14 protein-coding genes are annotated in these 17957 nt (G+C 71.6%); 9 read left to right on the forward strand and 5 right to left on the reverse strand.

Annotation, left to right across the window (positions count from 1 at the left end):
• The first annotated feature begins 7 nt into the window (after positions 1 to 7).
• On the forward strand, positions 8 to 3433 hold the full coding sequence (locus OV207_RS15825) for an ATP-binding protein (RefSeq protein WP_267556037.1): 3426 nt from the start codon (positions 8 to 10) through the stop codon (positions 3431 to 3433).
• A 12-nt stretch (positions 3434 to 3445) separates the two neighbouring features.
• Here the strand turns inward: OV207_RS15825 and OV207_RS15830 are convergent, their stop codons facing one another.
• Both OV207_RS15830 and bioA read right to left on the reverse strand, forming a co-directional pair.
• Entirely contained in the window at positions 3446 to 4900 is a 1455-nt protein-coding gene (locus tag OV207_RS15830; protein ID WP_267556038.1) for an FAD-binding oxidoreductase, read from the reverse strand.
• A gap of 163 nt (positions 4901 to 5063) precedes the next feature.
• A complete protein-coding gene (gene bioA, locus OV207_RS15835) occupies positions 5064 to 6395 on the reverse strand; it encodes an adenosylmethionine--8-amino-7-oxononanoate transaminase (RefSeq protein ID WP_193349836.1) in 1332 nt (443 codons plus the stop codon).
• A 257-nt stretch (positions 6396 to 6652) separates the two neighbouring features.
• Here bioA and OV207_RS15840 point away from each other — a divergent pair, with 257 nt between their 5' ends.
• The 3 genes from OV207_RS15840 (at position 6653) to OV207_RS15850 (ending at position 8994) form a co-directional block, all read left to right on the forward strand.
• Positions 6653 to 7450 carry an acyl-CoA desaturase gene (locus OV207_RS15840; RefSeq protein ID WP_193349837.1) on the forward strand — a complete coding sequence of 266 codons (798 nt, stop codon included), beginning with the start codon at positions 6653 to 6655 and terminating at the stop codon, positions 7448 to 7450.
• Between the two features lie 306 nt (positions 7451 to 7756).
• Positions 7757 to 8209: a DUF6310 domain-containing protein gene (locus OV207_RS15845; RefSeq protein ID WP_267556039.1), complete on the forward strand. Its 453-nt coding sequence runs from the start codon at positions 7757 to 7759 to the stop codon at positions 8207 to 8209.
• Between the two features lie 2 nt (positions 8210 to 8211).
• A complete protein-coding gene (locus OV207_RS15850; RefSeq protein ID WP_267556040.1) occupies positions 8212 to 8994 on the forward strand; it encodes a DUF5953 family protein in 783 nt (260 codons plus the stop codon).
• Here OV207_RS15850 and OV207_RS15855 read toward each other — a convergent pair.
• Positions 8981 to 9838, reverse strand: coding sequence for an SDR family oxidoreductase (locus tag OV207_RS15855; protein ID WP_193349839.1), 858 nt, complete (start codon positions 9836 to 9838; stop codon positions 8981 to 8983). The two genes, OV207_RS15850 and OV207_RS15855, sit on opposite strands and share 14 nt — an antisense overlap.
• Before the next feature lie 108 nt (positions 9839 to 9946).
• On the opposite strand from OV207_RS15855, the gene OV207_RS15860 reads away from it, so the two are divergent.
• The 3 genes from OV207_RS15860 (at position 9947) to OV207_RS15870 (ending at position 12455) form a co-directional block, all read left to right on the forward strand.
• On the forward strand, positions 9947 to 10357 hold the full coding sequence (locus tag OV207_RS15860; protein ID WP_193349840.1) for a winged helix-turn-helix transcriptional regulator: 411 nt from the start codon (positions 9947 to 9949) through the stop codon (positions 10355 to 10357).
• A 90-nt stretch (positions 10358 to 10447) separates the two neighbouring features.
• Positions 10448 to 11644: a GNAT family N-acetyltransferase gene (locus OV207_RS15865; RefSeq protein ID WP_267556041.1), complete on the forward strand. Its 1197-nt coding sequence runs from the start codon at positions 10448 to 10450 to the stop codon at positions 11642 to 11644.
• A 115-nt stretch (positions 11645 to 11759) separates the two neighbouring features.
• Positions 11760 to 12455: a suppressor of fused domain protein gene (locus OV207_RS15870; RefSeq protein WP_267556042.1), complete on the forward strand. Its 696-nt coding sequence runs from the start codon at positions 11760 to 11762 to the stop codon at positions 12453 to 12455.
• An 8-nt stretch (positions 12456 to 12463) separates the two neighbouring features.
• Here the strand turns inward: OV207_RS15870 and OV207_RS15875 are convergent, their stop codons facing one another.
• Positions 12464 to 14506, reverse strand: a complete 2043-nt coding sequence (locus tag OV207_RS15875) for an ATP-binding protein (protein ID WP_267556043.1) — start codon at positions 14504 to 14506, stop codon at positions 12464 to 12466.
• Positions 14507 to 14815: 309 nt separating this feature from the next.
• On the opposite strand from OV207_RS15875, the gene OV207_RS15880 reads away from it, so the two are divergent.
• Both OV207_RS15880 and OV207_RS15885 read left to right on the forward strand, forming a co-directional pair.
• Entirely contained in the window at positions 14816 to 15892 is a 1077-nt protein-coding gene (locus OV207_RS15880; RefSeq protein WP_267556044.1) for a dipeptide epimerase, read from the forward strand.
• 107 nt (positions 15893 to 15999) lie between these two features.
• Positions 16000 to 16629: a response regulator transcription factor gene (locus tag OV207_RS15885; protein WP_267556045.1), complete on the forward strand. Its 630-nt coding sequence runs from the start codon at positions 16000 to 16002 to the stop codon at positions 16627 to 16629.
• 14 nt (positions 16630 to 16643) lie between these two features.
• On the opposite strand, the gene OV207_RS15890 is transcribed toward OV207_RS15885, so the two are convergent.
• Positions 16644 to 17915, reverse strand: coding sequence for a tetratricopeptide repeat protein (locus OV207_RS15890; protein ID WP_267556046.1), 1272 nt, complete (start codon positions 17913 to 17915; stop codon positions 16644 to 16646).
• Positions 17916 to 17957: the final 42 nt, after the last annotated feature.

The following is a 17957-nucleotide window of genomic DNA, read 5'->3' on the forward strand; positions in this document are numbered from 1 at the left end:
AGGAGACATGGAACAGGACAGCACCACGCAAGGCGGCCCCGGAATGGGGGCGTCCTCCCCCGAGGCCATGGACTGGCTTTCGGGAGGCGGCGAGATGGGCAAGCTCATCCGCGCCATGGACTGGTCCAGGACGCCGCTGGGGCCGGTGGAGACCTGGCCGCAGAGCCTGCGCACCACCGTCAGCCTGTGCCTGTCCTCCACGTTCCCCATCCTCATCGCGTGGGGACCGGAGCGCGTGCAGATCTACAACGACAGCTACCGGCCTATTTGCGGTGCCAAGCATCCAGAGTCCATGGGGCAGCCCTTCCGCGTCTGCTGGGCCACGGCGCTGCCCGTGGTGGGGGGCGCGTTCGACAAGGCGGGCGCCGGCACGGGTTCCTACATCGAGAACCAGCGCATGCTCCTGGACCGGTACGGCTACCTGGAGGAGGCCTTCATGACCTTCTCCTTCAGCCCCATCCGCGACGAGTCCGGCAGCGTGGGCGGGCTCTTCCACCCCATCACCGAAGTCACGGAGAAGATGCTCAGCGCGCGCAGGACGCAGACCCTGCGCGAGCTGGCCGCCCTGCTGGGCAAGGTGAAGACGGTGGAGGCCATTGGCGCCGCGCTGCCACAGCTGCCCCCGGACGCCGCGCTCGACGTGCCCTTCCTGCTGTTCTACCGCCGCGACGAAGCCCGCGACGGGGTCCGGCTCGTGAACGCCATGGGCCTGCCCCCGGGCAGCGCGTGGAGTCCGGAGGAGGCGGGGCTGGACGGGCCGTGGCCCTTCGCGGCCAGCACGACGGCGGAGCCGCGCGCGGTGGACGTCCCGCGCGCGCCGCTGGAGGGCGTGACGTGTGGCCCGTATGAGGATCCGCCCGTCCACGCGCGCGTGCTGCCGCTCATCCCCGCCGGCATGACGGAGCCCTTCGGCTACCTGGTGGCGGGCGTGAGTCCCCGGCGCGCGCTGGACGACGCCTACCGGGGCTTCTACGAACAGCTGCAGGGCACGTTCACCACCGCGCTGGTGAACGTGCGCGCGTACGAAGCGGAGGCGCAGCGCGCGGAGGCGCTGGCCGCCATCGACCGGGCGAAGACGGCGTTCTTCTCCAACGTGTCCCACGAGTTCCGCACGCCGCTCACGCTCATCCTGGGCCCGCTGGAGGAGTCGCTCACGGACACCTCCTTCCCGCTGCCCCCGGCCCAGCGCGCGCGCCAGGAGCTCACCCACCGCAACGCGCTGCGCCTGCTGAAGCTGGTGAACTCGCTGCTGGACTTCTCCCGCATCGAGGCCGGGCGGGTGAAGGCGAGCTTCCACCCCACGGACCTGGGCCAGCTCACCGAGGACCTGACCAGCGTCTTCCGCTCCGCCATGGAGAAGGCAGGCCTGACGTACACCGTCGAGGTGGCGGACGTGGGCGAGCCCGTCTACGTGGACCGGGACATGTGGGAGAAGGTTGTCCTCAACCTGCTCTCCAACGCCTTCAAGTTCACGCTCCAGGGCGCCGTCACCGTGCGGCTTTCGCGCGAGGGCGACCGGGTGCGGCTCACCGTGCGTGACACCGGCACGGGCATCCCGGAGGCGGAGCTGCCGCGCGTGTTCGAGCGCTTCCACCGCGTGGAGACGTCCCGGGGACGCACCCACGAAGGCACCGGCATCGGGCTGGCGCTCATCCAGGAGTTGGTGAAGCTGCACGGCGGCACGCTGGGCGTGGAGAGCGTGGAGGATGAGGGCAGCACCTTCTTCGTGGAGCTGCCCCTGGGCAGCGCGCACCTGCCCCCTGAGCACGTCCATCAGGCGCGGGGGGAGGCCCACGCGGGCAAGCTGGGGTCGGCCTTCAGCGAGGAGGCGCTGCGGTGGCTCCCGGACGCGCCGGACGCCATCCCCCCGTCGGTGCCGGAGCAGGCCCCGCGCGTGGAGCCCACCACCGCGCTGGGACACCAGGGCGCGGGGCTCGTGCTGCCGCCGGGGCGCGGCCGCATCCTCGTGGCGGACGACAACGCGGACATGCGCGCGTACGTGAGCAGCCTGCTGGCCCCGCAGTGGGACGTGCGCACGGTGGCGGATGGCGAAGCGGCCTTCGAGGCGGCGCTCCGGGACAAGCCGGACCTCATCCTGAGCGACGTGATGATGCCCCGGCTGGACGGCTTCGGGCTCCTGCGCAAGCTGCGCGACGACGTGCGCACGCGCGGCATCCCCTTCGTCCTGCTGTCCGCGCGCGCGGGCGAGGAGGCGCGCATCGAGGGCCTCCAGGCTGGCGCGGACGACTACCTGGTGAAGCCCTTCTCCGCGCGCGAGTTGCAGGCGCGGGTGGACAGCCAGCTCCAGTTGGGGCGCGCGCGCCAGCAGCTCTCCGACTTCTTCATGCAGGCCCCCACGGCCATGTGCGTGATGACGGGCCCGGAGCTGGTGTTCACGGTCATCAACCCCATGTTCGCGGACCTGATGGGCCGGGACATGCTGGGCAAGCGGGCCCGCGACGCCCAGCCGGAAGGGGGCCACGGCGTCCTGCTCCAGTGCCTGGAGGGCGTCTTCCACACGGGCCAGCCCTTCGTGGGCCGCGAAGTGCCGGTGCGGCAGCCGGACGGCCGGGGCGGGCTGAAGGAGCTGCTGGCGGACGTGGACATCCACCCGCAGCGCGACAGCGAGGGCCACATCCTGGGGCTGCTCGTCGCCGTGCAGGAGGTCAGCGAACAGGTCCGCGCGCGCCAGCGCCTGGAGGCCCTCACGCAGGACCTGCGCAACGCCCTCACCTCGCGGGACACCTTCCTGGGCGTGGCGTCGCACGAGCTGAAGACGCCCGTCACCGCGCTGCTGCTGCACCTGGAGGTGACGCGCCGCCGCTTGTCCTCCCAGCGCGCCGAGCCGCCCACGCCCGAGAAGCTGAAGGTCGCCATGGACACGGCGCTGCGGCAGGTGGAGCGGCTGGCGCGGCTGGTGGACGAGCTGCTGGACGTCTCCCGCATCCAGGCCGGCAAGCTGGACTTCCACCTGGAGGAGAGCGACCCGGTGGAGCTGGTGCGGGAGGTGCTCGAGTCCTTCCACGAGCAGCTCCACCAGGCCCGCTGCGCGGTGGAGCTGCGGGTGGAGTCCGGCGCGCGCGTGTGGTGGGACCGCTCGCGCATGGAGCAGGTGCTGGTGAACCTGGTGTCCAACGCCATCAAGTACGCGCCCGGTCAGCCCATCCGCGTCGAGGTCGCCCGGCACGACGGCCAGCTGGCCATCCGCGTCGCGGACTCCGGGCCCGGCATCGCCCGCGAACACCAGGCCCGCGTCTTCGAGCGCTTCGAGCGCGGAGGCCCGCCCCGCTCCGTGCACGGCCTGGGGCTGGGGCTCTTCATCGCGAGTCAAATCGTCCAGGGCCACCACGGCCAGCTGCGCCTGGACAGCGACGCGGGCCGCGGCGCCACCTTCACCATCGAGCTGCCGCTCAAGCCCCACGCGCAGGCCTGAGCGCGGCCTGCCTCAGTGCGCGACCTGAGGGGGCTTCTCCACGTCGGGCCGGATGTTCTGGTTCCAGTGGAAGAGGTTGGTGGGGTCGTAGCGGTTCTTCACCTCCACCAGCCCCGCGTGGTTGTCGCGGTAGGTCGCCTGCACGCGCTCCTGGCCCTCCTCCATCATGAAGTTCACGTAGGCGCCGCCCGCCGAGTAGGGGTGCAGCGCGTCGTAGTAGGCCTTCGTCCAGGCGGTGACCTCCGCCGCCCGCTCCGGCGAGGGATCCACGCCGACGATGACCTCCGACCAGCGGGCGTCGCGGTAGCTGAAGGCCGTGTCCTTCGCGCCCACCCGGTGCGCCGCCCCGTCCACGGGGTACAGGTGCATGGTGGACTGCATCGACGGGAGGCGCTCGGCGAACTCCAGGTGGCGCGCGATGGCTTCGTCGCTCAGCTCGCGCACGAAGTCCGCGCGCCAATACCATTGCAGCCCCGGCGGGTAGAGCGCGTCGAATGCGGTCTGCAACAGGGGGTAGGGCATGGGCTGTACCCCATGCAGCGCGGGCTTGAGCGCCTGCACGGGCGCGAACAGCGCGTCCGCCTTGGCGGGGTCCCCGCTGTAGCACCACACCACGCCGCACACCTTCTTCAGGTGGAGCTCCTCCGGGAAGGGGGGCGCGGGCGGCACGGTCATGAAGGCGAAGAAGCCGTTGAGTTCCTCGGGCGCGGCCGGCAGGAATTCGCGGTACCAGCGCATCACCTCCGCCGCGCGGTCCAGGGGCCAGAGCGTGGGGCCGGCGATGACGGTGTCCACCGGACAGCCCCGGAAGAGGAACGAGGTCACCACGCCGAAGTTGCCGCCCCCGCCGCGCACCGCCCAGAACAGGTCCGGGTACTTCTCCGCGCTGGCGGTGACGAGCCGGCCGTCGGCGAGCACCATGTCCACGGCGAGCAGGTTGTCGATGGTGAGGCCGAAGCGGCGCGTGAGGTGGCCCATGCCGCCCCCCAGCGTCAGTCCGCCCACCCCCGTGGTGGAGATGATGCCGGAGGGCACGGCGAGCCCGAAGGCATGGGTGGCGTGGTCCACGTCCGCCCAGACGGCCCCGCCCGCGACCCGCACCGTGCGGGCCTCGGGGTCCACCCGCACGCCCCGCATGTCCGACAGGTCGATGGCCAGCCCGCCGTCGCACAGCCCCAGGCCGCCGCCGTTGTGTCCGCCGCCGCGCACGGACAGCTCCAGCTTCCGCTCCCGGGCGAAGTTCACGGAGGCGATGACGTCCGCCACGTCCGCGCACTTGATGACCATGGCCGGGTGCTTGTGGATCATCGCGTTGTACAGCTGGCAGGCCTCCTCGTAGCCAGCGTCCCCCGGCTGGAGGAGCGCGCCCCGCAGCCGCGCCCGGAAGGGCTCCACGCTGTCCGGCGTCAGCCCGGGGGGTGGACCCGTGCCGCTCGTCGGACGCGGGCGTTGGGTTTCGACGGTCATGGGAATTCCCTCCTGGATGGGCTGGCGACGACACAGCGCCTGAATCAACGAATGCGCACGCCGCCCGCCGCACGACATAGGGAGGCGGCGAGGGGCTTCCAGGCACGCGCCGACCGGCGGGAGCGGACGCAGCGCTCCGCCCCTCCGCCTCTCCCGGTGGGCCTCAGCCCGAGGCCACCTCGCGCAGGCTGTCCTCCACGCCAGCGAGCAGCACGTCCAGGTCCGCGTCCGGGATGTTGAGCGCGGGCGCGATGTAGACGGTGTCGCCCAGCGGGCGCAGGTACAAGCCCCGGCGGCGCGCGGCTTCGTACACGCGCCAGCCGCTGTTCGCGAAGTAGCCCCCGCCGCCCAGGTCCAGCGCGCCCACCATGCCCACCGCGCGCGGGCGCACGAGTCCGGGGAGGGTGGCGGCCATGCGCTCGAAGGCGGCCTTCACGCGGGGCGCCTTGCGCTGCACCTGGCCCAGCACGTCCTCGTCCCGGTACACGGCCAGCACCTCGCGCGCCACCGCCGCGCCCAGCGGGTTGCCGCAGTAGGAGTGCCCGTAATAGAGCGCCCGGTCCTTCGCCCCCAGGAAGCCCGCGAAGATGCGCTCGGACGCGAGCGTGGCGCCGAAGGGCAGCAGGCCCCCGCTCAGCGCCTTGGCCAGGCACAGCAGGTCCGGCACCACCTCCGCCAGGTCCACCGCGAAGCGCGCGCCGGTGCGGCCCAGGCCGGTGAAGACCTCGTCCGCGATGAGGAAGGTGTCCACGTCGCGGGTGGCCTTGCGCACCTCGCGCACGAAGTCCGGCGACGACATCCACATGCCCACCGCGCCCTGGATGACGGGCTCCAGGATGACGCCGGCGATGCCGTCCGGATCCGCCTGGAGCGCCGCGCGCAGCTGCTCCAGCGCGCGCGCGTGGCCGCCGGGCTCCGCGGGGGATGGGACGTGCACCACGTCGAAGAGGAGCGGGCCGAACACGTCACGGAACTCGGAGACGCCGCCCACGCTGGTGGCGCCCAGCGTCTCACCGTGGAAGGCGCCGGACAGGGTGATGAAGCGGGTGCGGCGGGGCCGGCCGTTCTGCGCCCAGTACTGCGCGGCCATCTTGATGGCCACCTCCACCGCGGTGCTGCCGTTGTCCGAATAGAAGACGCGCGACAGCTTCTCCTGCGCCGGCACGTCCGCGCGGTCCGCGCCGGGGGCCAGCGCGGCCAGCTCCGAGGCCAGCAGGGCGGCGGGCCCGTGCGTCACGCCCGCGAGCGAGGCGTGGGCCAGGCAGCCGAGCTGGTCGGTGAGGGCGCGCACCAGGCGGGGGTGGCGGTGTCCCAGGGTGGACACCCACCAGGAGCCGTTGGCGTCCAGGTAGCGCCGACCGTCGGCGTCATGGAGGTAGACGCCCTCCGCGCGGACGACCACCAGCGGGTCGGTGTCCGCGATGTACTGGGCCATGGCGGTGTAGGGGTGCCAGACGTGCTGCTTGTCCAGGCCGACGAGGGCTGCCCGCTCCACGGTGTGTGCTCCTGACTGGGGATGATCCATGCCCCGGGTGACGCGCCGCGTGCCGTTCTGCCCCCCTTTGGGGGCGGGCCGCAACGTCCTTTGCCGCACCGCGCCTATCCGTCAGCGGACACGCCCAGGGGCGGGATGCCCGGTGTCGTTCGTCCCGGAACGGCCCGGAAGTGCTGGAGCCTGCCGCCGTCATGGAGCGCGCTGACATTGCCGTGACAGCCGCGGTGTTACCCCTGGTCTGACAGCACGGGAGAGTCATGGCCATCGTCATCTTCTTCATCAGTCACTGGCTGCTCTGCGTCTTCTTCCAGAGCTTCTTCCAGCACCGCTACGCGGCGCACCGCATGTACAGCATGGGTCCGCGCACGGAGAAGGTGATGCACCTGCTCACCTATCTGGTGCAGGGCTCGTCGTACCTGTCGCCGAAGGCGTACGCCATCCTGCACCGCGAGCACCACGCCTTCTCCGACACGGAGAAGGACCCGCACTCTCCGCACTTCTTCAAGGACGCGCTGCGGATGATGCTGCACACGAAGAAGCGCTACGACGGCTTCGTGAAGGGCACGGTGACGCCGGAGCCGCGCTTCGAGGGCGGATACCCGGAGTGGCCGCTCGTGGACAAGACGCTGGGCCAGTCCTGGTGGGCGCCGCTGGTGTGGGTGGGCCTGTACACGGCGTTCTACGTGGCGTTCGCGACGTCGCCCTGGATGTTCCTGCTGTTGCCGGTGCACTTCGTGATGGGGCCGGTGCACGGCGCCATCGTGAACTGGTGCGGGCACAAGTACGGCTACCGCAACTTCAAGGGCAGCGACCACTCGCGCAACACGCTGCCGGTGGACGTGCTGTGCATGGGCGAGCTGTTCCAGAACAACCACCACAAGTTCGGCGCGAGCCCGAACTTCGCGGCGCGCGCCTTCGAAATCGACCCCACGTGGCAGGTGATGCGCGTGCTGTCGAAGCTGGGCGTCATCCGCATCACCACGCCCCAGCGCGCGGTGTACCCGGAGCCGCGCGAGGTGGCGCGCGCCAGCGGTGGCGGGGCGCAGACGGCCTGAGGTCCTGAAGTTGAAGTCACGCGGGGGAGCCGTCCGTCAGGACTGCTCCCCCGTTGTCGTTTCCGGGGGCCTGGTGCCGGCCCTGCTGGAAGCGGTTGGCGCTGGCGCCCCTGGGAGGTGCACTGCCACACTCCCCGGGAAATGACGTTCCGGACATGTGGCCTGCTCCTGGTGATGCTCTGCGCCTGCTCGACGACGGAGCAGAGGCCGCTGCATCAGGTGGCGGTGCCCTGGGTGGCGCCCCTCGCGGGACCGAAGCCCGTGTTGATGCCGGCGCCCATGGGGCTGACGCCTCCGGTGACCGTCATGGTGGATCCCCGGGCCCATCCGGATCCCGAAGCGCAGGGGGTCGGCGCGAACCGGAGACCGCCCGTCCCTGTTACTCCGAACGGCGACCCGAAGTGCATCCCCGAGAGAGTGCCGCACCTGGGAGGCGACGTCCTGCACAACCAGTGCGCCGACAGGGTTCCCCAGAACGGCATGAGCGGGTTCGATGTCCTGATCAACGGCAAGCGCTTCGACGCGGTGCAATCCGCGGCCCGCATCCTGTGGGAGATCAAGACCGACAACTTCGACTCGTACACGCCCGCTCTTCGAAGAATCGTGATCGACAAGCAGGTAGTAGAGCTGCGGCGCGAACGCGACTTAGCAAAGGCGTGCGGGTACGGCTTCCATGTCGGAGTGCGAAGCAGCAAGCATCTGACCGCGCTGCGCGAAGCTGCCGACGACCTCACTGTCGTCCTCATGGACTGGTGCTGAAGATGGTTGCCCCGAACGACACACTTCGCTTGAAGGTCTACGCGCCCTGGCTCGTGGACGGAGACACGCGTCCCCTGGCGGTGGTCCACGGCATGGAACACGCGCTGCCCGGCCTGCGGCTTGCGTGGACCATTTCAGACGAAGGGCAGTTCATCCCGCTGCCCCAGCGCGACGCCTGGGTCCTGGAGCCGCAGGAAGACCGGGCGTTTCGGCTTCTTTGCAACGGCGACGAAAGCCACTTCGTGACGCTCTCCGGACTCAAGCTCTGGGCCAGTGCGGCACCGGGTGGCCAGACACAGCTCGACGTGCAGGCGGAGTTGCCCCTGGATGCCACGACCCTTGCCTCGGCGGAGGCCGTGCTGGAAGCCGTGGCGGAGGGTGCGCACGCTCACTGGGGGCGGATGACCCCCGGCAACGCGTCCATGGAGATCGCGCTTCAGACAGCCCGCACTGTCAAAGCTGGCGGACCCGCAGGGCCGCCAGCCCCCCCGCGCGGGTTGCCAGCGCTCAAGCTTTGCGAGGACATCCGCTCGCCGGAGATCCCCTACTACCTCGGGTGGCTGAACTACTGGTCCGCCGCCACCGTCCGGACCCTCGGTTTCCCGGACCCGGCGCGCGACGCGGAGCTGCTGTCACGCTCGCGGCGCACCCCCACGGGAGGATGGGTCGTGCGCCTCACGGAGGCGCCGCTCGACCTCGACAACCCCAGCCACCTGGAAGCGCTCCTGCGCGCCTACGAGCGCTTCCCGGAGATCGGCGGACGCTCCGACCTCAGCGCGCCTTGAGCGCCGCGCCCACCGCCTCCGCGAGCTTCGTCGTGGGCCGCCCGATGAGCCGGCTCAGCGTGTGGCTGTCATTGAACAGCTCACCCTTCGCGAGCCCCGCGTCCGCGTCCGCCAGGATGTCCGCGTACGGCTTCGGCAGCCCCACCTTCACCAGCGCGGCCGAGTACTCCGGCGCCGGCAGGTCCACGTACGCCACCGCCTTGCCCGACTGGCGCGACACCTCCGCCGCGTACTCCGTCATCGTGAAGGCCGTGTCCCCCGCCAGTTCGTACACCTGGCCCTCGTGGCCCGTGCCCGTGAGCACCGCCACCGCCGCGTCCGCGTAGTCCTCGCGGCTGGCCGGGGCCACCCGGCCGTCCTTCGCGCTGCCCTGCACCACGCCGTACTGCAGCGCCGGCGCCAGGTTCTCCGTGTAGTTCTCGAAGTACCAGCCATTGCGCAGGAACGTGAACGGCACCCCTGAAGCCCTGAGGGCCTCCTCGGTGGCCTTGTGCTCCGCCGCCAGCGCGATGCCCGTCGTGTCCGCGGACAGGATGCTCGTGTACGCCAGCCGCTTCACGCCCGCCTTCTTCGCCGCGTCAATCACCGCCGAGTGCTGCGGGAAGCGCTTGCCCACCTCGTTCGCGGAGATGAGCAGCACCGTGTCCCCCTTCGCGAACGCCCCGTCCAGGGTCCCCGGCTGGCTGTAGTCCACCCGGCGCACCTGCACCCCGCGCGCTGCCAGGTCCTTCGCCTTGTCCGGGTCCCGCACCGCCACCGCGACCTGGTTCGCGGGCACCTTCTTCAAGAGCCCCTCGACGACGAACCGCCCCAGCTTCCCCGTGGCTCCAGTGACGACGATCATGACCCGTGCCTCTTTCTTCCCGCGCCGTGCGCGTGGATTCGGACTGGCACTTACCCTAACGGGGGTACTCACTTTCCGTAAGTACGCACCTTGTGGTAAGTGTCAACCATGAAGGCAAGCAAGGGCAGCGCACTGCTGGCGAAGGTGAAGCAGCGGGGGGACCTGTACGCGGCCGTGTGTCCGTCGCGCGGGGTGCTGGAGCACCTCACCAGCCGCTGGGGCGTGCTGGTGCTCATCGCGCTGCGGGAGGAGGGCACCCACCGCTTCAGCGAGCTGCGCCGCAAGGTGGGCGGGGTGAGCGAGAAGATGCTCGCCCAGACGCTCCAGGCCCTGGAGCAGGATGGCTTCGTGCTGCGCGAGGCCCACCCGGTGATTCCCCCCCATGTGGACTACAGCCTCACCCCCCTGGGCCAGGAGGTCGCCGAGCACGTTAAGGGCCTGACCACCTGGATTGAAGACAACCTGCACCGGGTGCTCACCGCCCGGACCCAGGAAGTCCGCCGCAAGAAGGCCTCCTGACCCGGCAGGCGGCCCACGCCCCCTCCCCCGGACGCCGGCCGGCGGAACGGACGAAAGCGAAGGGCCGGGGCTCGCGTTAAGACTGCCTCCGTGCCCGTCGACACCCCGCTCCAGGTCCGCATCCTCGATGCCATCCACGACGTCCCGGCCGCGCGGTGGGACGCGCTCGTCGCCCCCGGTGCGCCGCCCTTCGTGCGCCATGCGTGGCTGTCCGCCATGGAGGAGAGCGGCAGCGCCACCGAGGACACCGGCTGGGCCCCGCACCACCTGACGCTGTGGCGGGGCAAGACGCTGGTCGCGGCCGCGCCCGCCTACCTCAAGTTCCACAGCATGGGCGAATACATCTACGACTTCGGCTGGGCCAACGCCGCCGCCCAGCTGGGCGTGGAGTACTACCCCAAGCTGCTCGTGGGCGGCCCCCTGTCCCCCGCCACCGTGCCGCGCTTCCTCATCGCCCCGGGCGAGGACGCCCCCGCCCTGCGCCGCGCGCTCCTGGAAGCAGCGGTGGCCAGCGCCGAGGACGCGGGGTGCTCCGGGGTGCACGTCCTCTACCCCACCGACGAGGAGGCGGACTTCCTGGAGGAGGCCGGGCTCGCGCGCCGCATCACCCTCCAGTTCCACTGGAAGAACCCCGGCTATCAAAGCTACGACGACTACCTGGCGCGCTTCGACTCCAAGCGCCGCCACCAGCTCAAGCGCGAGCGCGCCGCCGCGGCCACCCAGGGCATCCAGCTGCGCACCGTGCGGGGCGCGGACCTGGGCCCGGAGCACGCGAAGCGCGCGTACACCTTCTATACCTCCACCTGCGAGCGCCACGCCTGGGGCCAGGTGCAGCTCACCCCGGGCTTCTTCGACCGCGTGTTCCAGCACCTGCCCCAGTCCGTGGAGCTGGTGGAGGCGGTGAGGGACGGCCACGTCATCGCGGGCGCCTTCAACCTGGTCACCCCGGAGCGGCTCTACGGCCGCTACTGGGGCTGCACGGAGGAGCACCCCTTCCTGCACTTCAATGTCTGCCTGTACCAGTCCGTGGACGACTGCATCCAGACGGGCCGCAAGGTGTTCGAGCCCGGCGCGGGCGGCGAGCACAAGGTGTCCCGCGGCTTCGAGCCCACCGCCGTGCACAGCGCCCACCTGATTTTCGACAAGCGCCTGGACAAGGCCGTGCGGGGCTTCCTGCGCATGGAGCGCCAGCGCCTGACGCCCGCGGTGGAGGAGGCCGAGCGCATCTGCGGCCTCAAGCCGTGGAACCCCGCGCCCCCCGTCGCCCCCGGGTCCACCGGAACCTGAACCCGCACCGGAAGTCGTGGGAACCCCGAGCGTCTGTCCGCCAGCCCACCGGCCGGATGACGACGGCGCTCGGTTGAAGTTGTGAAATCGGGGTGAACCTCTAGAGTCCGCCCCCATGAAAGTCCCGGAGACAGAGGAAGACTTCATCCAGTGGTACGAAGACTGCTGGGCCGACCGTGACGAGGTGGAGTACCCGAAGCTGTTCGGCACCATCCGCGAGGAAGTCGACCTCCTGGAAGGTACCGGCGTGCTGGAGGGGTGGCTGGAGAGCGAGCTGGCGCAGGGTCAGGCGTTGGATCCGAACTGGCTCCCCATGGGCGTGCGCGTTGCGCCCCCCAGCACCGAGCACCCCTACTGGACCTACGTCACGAGCGGCCTGTCAAACCCCTTCACGGTGTCGCCCGGCGAGGAGCTGGCGGACGATGCGCGCAGCGGCCTGGGCTACGAGATGGTCATCCACACGCCCGAGGAGGAGCGCTGGCCCGTGCTGCGCCTCCTGGACATGATGGCCTACAACCTCGTGTGCGCCCGGCTGTTCGCCATGGGCCACCGCTACCCGGTGGACGGCACCCTCACCGGCGGTGAGACGAAGCTTTCGGGCTTCGTGTTCGTGAAGGACGCCACGCGCCCCAGCCACTTCACCCTGCCCAGCGGCCAGGTGGAGCTGCTCACGCTGGTGGGCGTGACGAAGAACGAGATGGCCTTCTCGCGCTCCAATGGCATGGACAAGCTGCTGCAGAAGCTGGCGGACCCGGCGAACCCGAGCACCGCGTACATCACCCGGCCGGAGCGCGAGGAAGCGAAGCTGTAGTCCCCCCTTCAGGGGCCTGCCTGACCTGCCTTCGCGCGCGGGGTGCCGGACGACGACCCCGGGCGCGGAGGCGAGGAGTCCACGAGCGCGAGCAGCAGGCCCGGCTCGAAGGGCTTGTCGATGCGCGGCAGGGGCACGGCCTGGAGGAACGTGCGGGCGCGCTCGGTGAAGCTGCCGCCCGTCATGAACACGAAGCGCGACAGCAGCTCCGGCCTGCGCCGCGACAGCTCCGCGTGCACGTCCATCCCGGTCAGGTCCGCCATCATCAGGTCGCAGAAGACGCGGTCGAAGGCGTCGTCCTGCTCCAGCAGCGCCAGGGCCTCCCGGCCGCTGTGGGCCACCACCACGTCGTGCTGCCGGCCGAGCATCCGCCGCAGCACGGCGGTGAGCTGCGGCTCGTCGTCCACCACCAGCACGCGCTTGCGCCGGGGCCCGTCCGCCTCGCGCACCGCGGGGACCTGGGGCTGCACGGAGGCCTCCGCCACGGGCAGCCGCACCTGGAAGGTGCTGCCCATGCCCGGGATGCTGGTGGCGGTGAGCTCCCCGTGCATGCTGCGCACGAGGCCCAGGCAGATGGACAGCCCCAGCCCGGTGCCCTCGCCCAGCGGGCGCGTGGTGAAGAACGGCTCGAAGGCGCGCTGGAGCACCTCCGGCGTCATGCCCAGGCCGGTGTCGGACACCTCCACCAGCACCCACGCGCCCTCGCGGCGGGTGGTGACCGTCACCCGGTGACCTTCGAAGTCGCCGGTGGGGATGGCGTGCGCGGCGTTGATGAGCAGGTGCAGGAACACCTGGCCCAGGCGCGCTTCGTGGGCCAGCGCCTGGGGCACCTGCCCGAAGCAGCGCTCCACCTGGGCGCGGCTGCGCAGGTGGGTCATCGCCAGGGAGATGCCGAACTCCAGCGCCGTGTGCACGTCCACCGGGGACAGGCGCAGCTCGTCCGCGCGGGCGAAGGTCTGGAGGTCGCGCACGATGACGCGGATGCGCTCGGCCCCCTCGCGCGCCTCGCGCAGGGCCTCCAGCGCCTCGCCCAGCGACGCCTGCACCGCGGGGCCGGCGCCGGCGCGGCGGGCCAGCGCCGTGAGCTGCTCCACCGCGAACTGGAGGTTGCCGGCGACGTAGGACAGGGGGTTGTTGATTTCGTGGCCCACGCCCGCGGCGAGCTGGCCCGCCATGGCCAGCTTCTCCGACTGCACCAGCCGCTCCCGCGCGGCCATCAGCTCGTGCGTGCGGCGCTGGGCCAGGGCCTCCGCCTCCAGCCGGCCGGAGTGCTCGCGGGCGAGCAGCGCGTCGCGCTCCGCCTGGACGCGCTTCTTGTCGGTGACGTCGCGCGCGTAGGCGGAGATGTTGCGGCCGCTCGACCAGGTGTGCACCTCGTGCCAGCGCTCCCGCGCGGTGCGCAGCTCGAAGAGGCGGTAGCCCTCCTCCGTGGCCACCTCGCGCAGCGCGCGCTCCATGGGCGTGCCGCACATCTCCGGGCACGCCTCCCACAGCACGCGGCGGAAGAGCGTCTCCTGGGTGTGTCCGGTGAGCGCGGCGGCCTTGCGGTTCACGTAGGTGATGCGCCAGTCCGTATCCACGGTGAAGAAGGCGTCCGGCATGCTCTCCAGCACGTCGCGCACCCAGTCCAGCGTGTCGCGCAGCCCCTCCTCCATCCGCTGGGCGCTGGTGACGTCGCGCAGCCGCACCAGCACCCCGTCGCGCAGGGGCACGGCGGTGCTCTGCAGCCAGACCTCCCCTTCGGCGAAGTTGTCCGCGCGCGGCCGGCCGGACTCCACCACCTGGCGCAGGACGTCCATGCGGTCCGCCAGCCCGTCCGGCGCGGACACCTCGCCCAGGCGCCGTCCGCGCAGGAACTCCGCGTCATGGCCCAGCGCGCGCGCGGCGGCGGGGTTCGCCCACAGCCACTCGAAGTCGATGATGGCGCCGACGTCGGAGCGCACGGCGCGCAGCACCATGCAGGCCTCGGGGTGCTCTCGCTCGGCCTCTTCGAGCGCGGCCAGGAGCGAATCCGGGAGCGGAAGGGCCACGGTCGTGTCGGTCGCGGACATCCGCCTCCTCCGGCGCATCCTGTGGGGACGGAAAGACTCCCCCTGACAGGATATCCTGCGTGGCCCGGGCCCTGACCCAACCCCCGGGGCCCCGCATGTCGCCACGAATCGCACGGCGGCTCAAGTGAGGGTCCTCCCGTACGCGAATTTCACACCAGTCTTGATTTGCATGTAATTGGGACACGAACGAGGTGGCCTACCAGGGGGGCCAAGGCAGGCGGACTACCTCCTGAGAGGGATGGGCGGAGCCGGGCGCCTCTTGAAAGGGCTCCCAGGCCACCGGGACGTCGGCCACACTCGTCTCCGACCATGCGCCCCACCCTCATCACCCACGTCGCCTTCGAAGCGCTGCACCTGCCCCTCACGGAGCCCTTCGCCATCGCCACGGGCGCGCAGCACGCGGCGGAGAACGCGCTCGTGCGCGTGACGCTCGCGGACGGCACGGTGGGCCTGGGCGAGGCGGCGCCCTTCACCGCCGTGAGCGGGGAGACCCAGGCGAGCACCCTCGCCGCGCTGGAGTCGGTGCGGGGGCTGCTCCTGGGGCGGGACGTGCGGGCGTGGCGACCGACGTCGGAGGCGCTGGCGGATGCGCTCGCGCTCGCCCCGTCCGCGCGGTGTGGCGTGGAGATGGCGCTCCTGGACGCGCTGGCGCGGCACCACCGCGTCCCCCTGCACGTCTTCTTCGGCGGGGCGGGCACCGCGCTGGACATCGACATGACCGTCACGGCCGGGGACGTGGCGCACGCGGTGGCGTCCACGCGCGCCATCCTGGGGCGGGGCATCGACACGCTGAAGGTGAAGGTCGGGGCGCTGGCTCCGGACGCGGACGCGGCGCGGCTGGTCGCCATCCACCAGGAGGCCCCGAAGGCGCGGCTCTTCGCGGACGCGAACGGCGGCTACGACGTGGCGGAGGCGCTGGCCTTCCTCAAGGAGTTGGAGCGGGCGGACGTGCCGCTGTCGCTGTTCGAACAGCCCGTGCCCGCCGCCGACTTCGCGGGGCTCGCGGAGGTGACGCGCCGCTCGAAGGTGCCGGTGTGCGCGGACGAATCCGCGCGGTCGTCCCGGGACGTGCTGCGGCTCATCCGCGAGGGCGCCTGCCACGCCATCAACATCAAGACGATGAAGTGCGGGATGGTGGAGGCGATGACGATGTGGAGCCTCGCGCGCGCGGCGGGGCTGGAGCTGATGGTGGGCGGCATGGTGGAGAGCGTGCTCGCGATGAGCGCGTCCGCGCACCTGGCCGCGGGCCTGGGCGGCTTCACCTACGCGGACCTGGACACGCCGCTGTTCATCGCGAGCCACCCGTTCCAGGGCGGCGCGCACTACGCGGGCTCGCGGCTGACGCTGGACGCGGACGCACCGGGCCACGGCGTCACGCTGCGCTAGCGCCGCTTCACGCTTCTTCACACGGGCTGTTTCCCGAGTGACGGCGGGGAGGTCGCGCGCCGGGCGGGGTGGCGAACGCGGCGGGCGCGGTTAGGGATGAGGGGTCCATGTTGGATGCGCCCCCTTCATCGCAGCGGCTGGCCCTCGTGTCGGAGGACCCCCTGGCCCGGGGTGCGCTCGCACGGACCTTGAGCGACCAGGGGGAGGGCTGGACGGTCACGGCCTCCGGCACGCAGGTGGAGCTGGAGACGGCGCGGGGCGGACCGCCCGACGTGGTGCTCTGGGACACGGGCCTGCGGCTGACGGAGGGCGCGGCGCCGGACCTGGGCGCGCCGGTGCTGGCCCTGGTGACGGACGAAGCGGCGGGAGAGCTGGCGCTGGGCGCGGGGGCACGCGGGCTGCTCTTCCGCGACGTGGCGCCCGGAATGCTCGTGGCCGCGCTGCACGCCGTGGCGCGCGGGCTCACGGTGTTCGAACCCGGGCTGTCCCAGGTCCGCGCCGCGCCGCGAAGCACGGCCCCAACAGGCGCACCGGCGCACGACGCGCTGACGCCGCGCGAGCGCGAGGTGCTGGGCCTGCTGGCGGAGGGCCTGTCGAACAAGGCCATCGCGGACCGGCTCGCCATCAGCGAGCACACGGCCAAGTTCCACGTCAACGCGGTGCTGGCCAAGCTGGGCGTGCAGCGGCGCACGGAGGCCGTGGTGCGCGCCGCGCGGCTGGGGCTCGTGACGCTCTGACGCGAAGTCGCGCGTCAGGGCTCCACGAGCTTGCCCAGGTGCTCCCACTCGTGGGCCACGCTCTCCTTCATCCAGTCCCGGAAGAGGGACGGCAGCGGCCACCGGGTGATGAGGATCTGGTTGGAGGCGGTGCGGATCGCCTCTCCCTGCCGGAGCTCCGAGGCCGCCAGGGCGCGCTGCGCCTCATCCCCCATCAGCTCGGCCCCCTGCTCCATGAGCCGGAACCCCAGCTGGTGCTCCAGCAGCGTGGGCCCGGAGGCGATGCGTCCTCCCAGCGTCCACACCGACCGGCCCAACCGCATCCGCTCCTCGGCGGAGAGCCGGTCCTTCGTCACGTCCACCCGCGTGAGGAGCCAGAACGGCGCGGCCGTGTGGATCGACATCACGGCGGCCATGAAGGGGCCGGCGCCGGGATGGGTGATCCCCGAGGCCCTGAACCGTCGCTCCGCGTCCGCGTACGCCTGGGACATCGTCGTGCGGGTGTACAGCGGCAGGGACGCAAGGCGCTCCAGCGCCGCCATCTCCTCCGGCGTGAGCGGCGCCTCCAGGGAGGTGTCCACCAACAGCAGCATCAACGGCAGCTCGGACTCGCGCGCCTCGGCGGCGGCGAGCGGTGCCAGTCGCTTTCGCAGCACCTGTCGCGCCCGGGCGCGGACCTCCGGCTGCCGGTCCTCGCGGTGCTGGAAGTATTGCAGGGCGGAGAGCATCAGCCTGGGGTCCTGCAACTCCAAGAGGTGGTCGGCGAGCCATCGCTCCTGGTCCTCGGTGCCGTCGTCGGCCAGCATGGCGACGAGGCGATCCTCCGCGGACTCCGTTCGCTCCCAGACCGTGGGGGAGACGGGCGCCGTCCACATCGTGAGGTTCGTCGCCAGCCCTTCCTTCTCCAGGTCCGGCGCCCCCGCGTCCACCCACGCCCGCCGCATCGCTTCGCTCCACCCGGGCACCGGCGTCCGGCGGCGCTCCTCGATGAGCTCCTGGAGGATGTGCGTCTCCGGTTGCCTCGGGGCCACCGCGTCCAGGCGCGCCACGCTCCGGGTCGCGGCGTCCAGGTCGCCCTGCTCCAGGAACAGGCAGGCCTGGACCACCAGGGCCGCCGGGTTGCCCGGGGCGTCCTCCAGCACGTGGGTGATGGCTTTCTGCGCACCTGCCAGGTCGTCCACCCAGATCCGATCCACGGCCTCGCGGATTCGGGCCTCGGCGCGCCGCTCCGCGCTGAACGGAAGGGACGCGCAGGACAGCAGCACCGAGAGGGACGCCAGGGACAGGGCACGCCAGAGGACCTTCATCGCTCCAGCCTACTGGAGGACCGGGCAGCCTCCATCCATTCC

Source organism: Corallococcus sp. BB11-1 (assembly GCF_026626625.1).
GTDB lineage: Bacteria > Myxococcota > Myxococcia > Myxococcales > Myxococcaceae > Corallococcus > Corallococcus soli.

Excerpts from the sequence above, each read along its gene's own strand:
- OV207_RS15825 (WP_267556037.1), top strand. The coding sequence starts at position 8 with ATGGAACAGGACAGCACCACGCAAGGCGGCCCCGGAATGGGGGCGTCC.
- OV207_RS15830 (WP_267556038.1), bottom strand. The coding sequence starts at position 4,900 with ATGACCGTCGAAACCCAACGCCCGCGTCCGACGAGCGGCACGGGTCCA.
- OV207_RS15840 (WP_193349837.1), top strand. The coding sequence starts at position 6,653 with ATGGCCATCGTCATCTTCTTCATCAGTCACTGGCTGCTCTGCGTCTTC.
- OV207_RS15845 (WP_267556039.1), top strand. The coding sequence starts at position 7,757 with ATGGTGGATCCCCGGGCCCATCCGGATCCCGAAGCGCAGGGGGTCGGC.
- OV207_RS15850 (WP_267556040.1), top strand. The coding sequence starts at position 8,212 with ATGGTTGCCCCGAACGACACACTTCGCTTGAAGGTCTACGCGCCCTGG.
- OV207_RS15855 (WP_193349839.1), bottom strand. The coding sequence starts at position 9,838 with ATGATCGTCGTCACTGGAGCCACGGGGAAGCTGGGGCGGTTCGTCGTC.
- OV207_RS15860 (WP_193349840.1), top strand. The coding sequence starts at position 9,947 with ATGAAGGCAAGCAAGGGCAGCGCACTGCTGGCGAAGGTGAAGCAGCGG.
- OV207_RS15870 (WP_267556042.1), top strand. The coding sequence starts at position 11,760 with ATGAAAGTCCCGGAGACAGAGGAAGACTTCATCCAGTGGTACGAAGAC.
- OV207_RS15875 (WP_267556043.1), bottom strand. The coding sequence starts at position 14,506 with ATGTCCGCGACCGACACGACCGTGGCCCTTCCGCTCCCGGATTCGCTC.
- OV207_RS15880 (WP_267556044.1), top strand. The coding sequence starts at position 14,816 with ATGCGCCCCACCCTCATCACCCACGTCGCCTTCGAAGCGCTGCACCTG.
- OV207_RS15885 (WP_267556045.1), top strand. The coding sequence starts at position 16,000 with ATGTTGGATGCGCCCCCTTCATCGCAGCGGCTGGCCCTCGTGTCGGAG.
- OV207_RS15890 (WP_267556046.1), bottom strand. The coding sequence starts at position 17,915 with ATGAAGGTCCTCTGGCGTGCCCTGTCCCTGGCGTCCCTCTCGGTGCTG.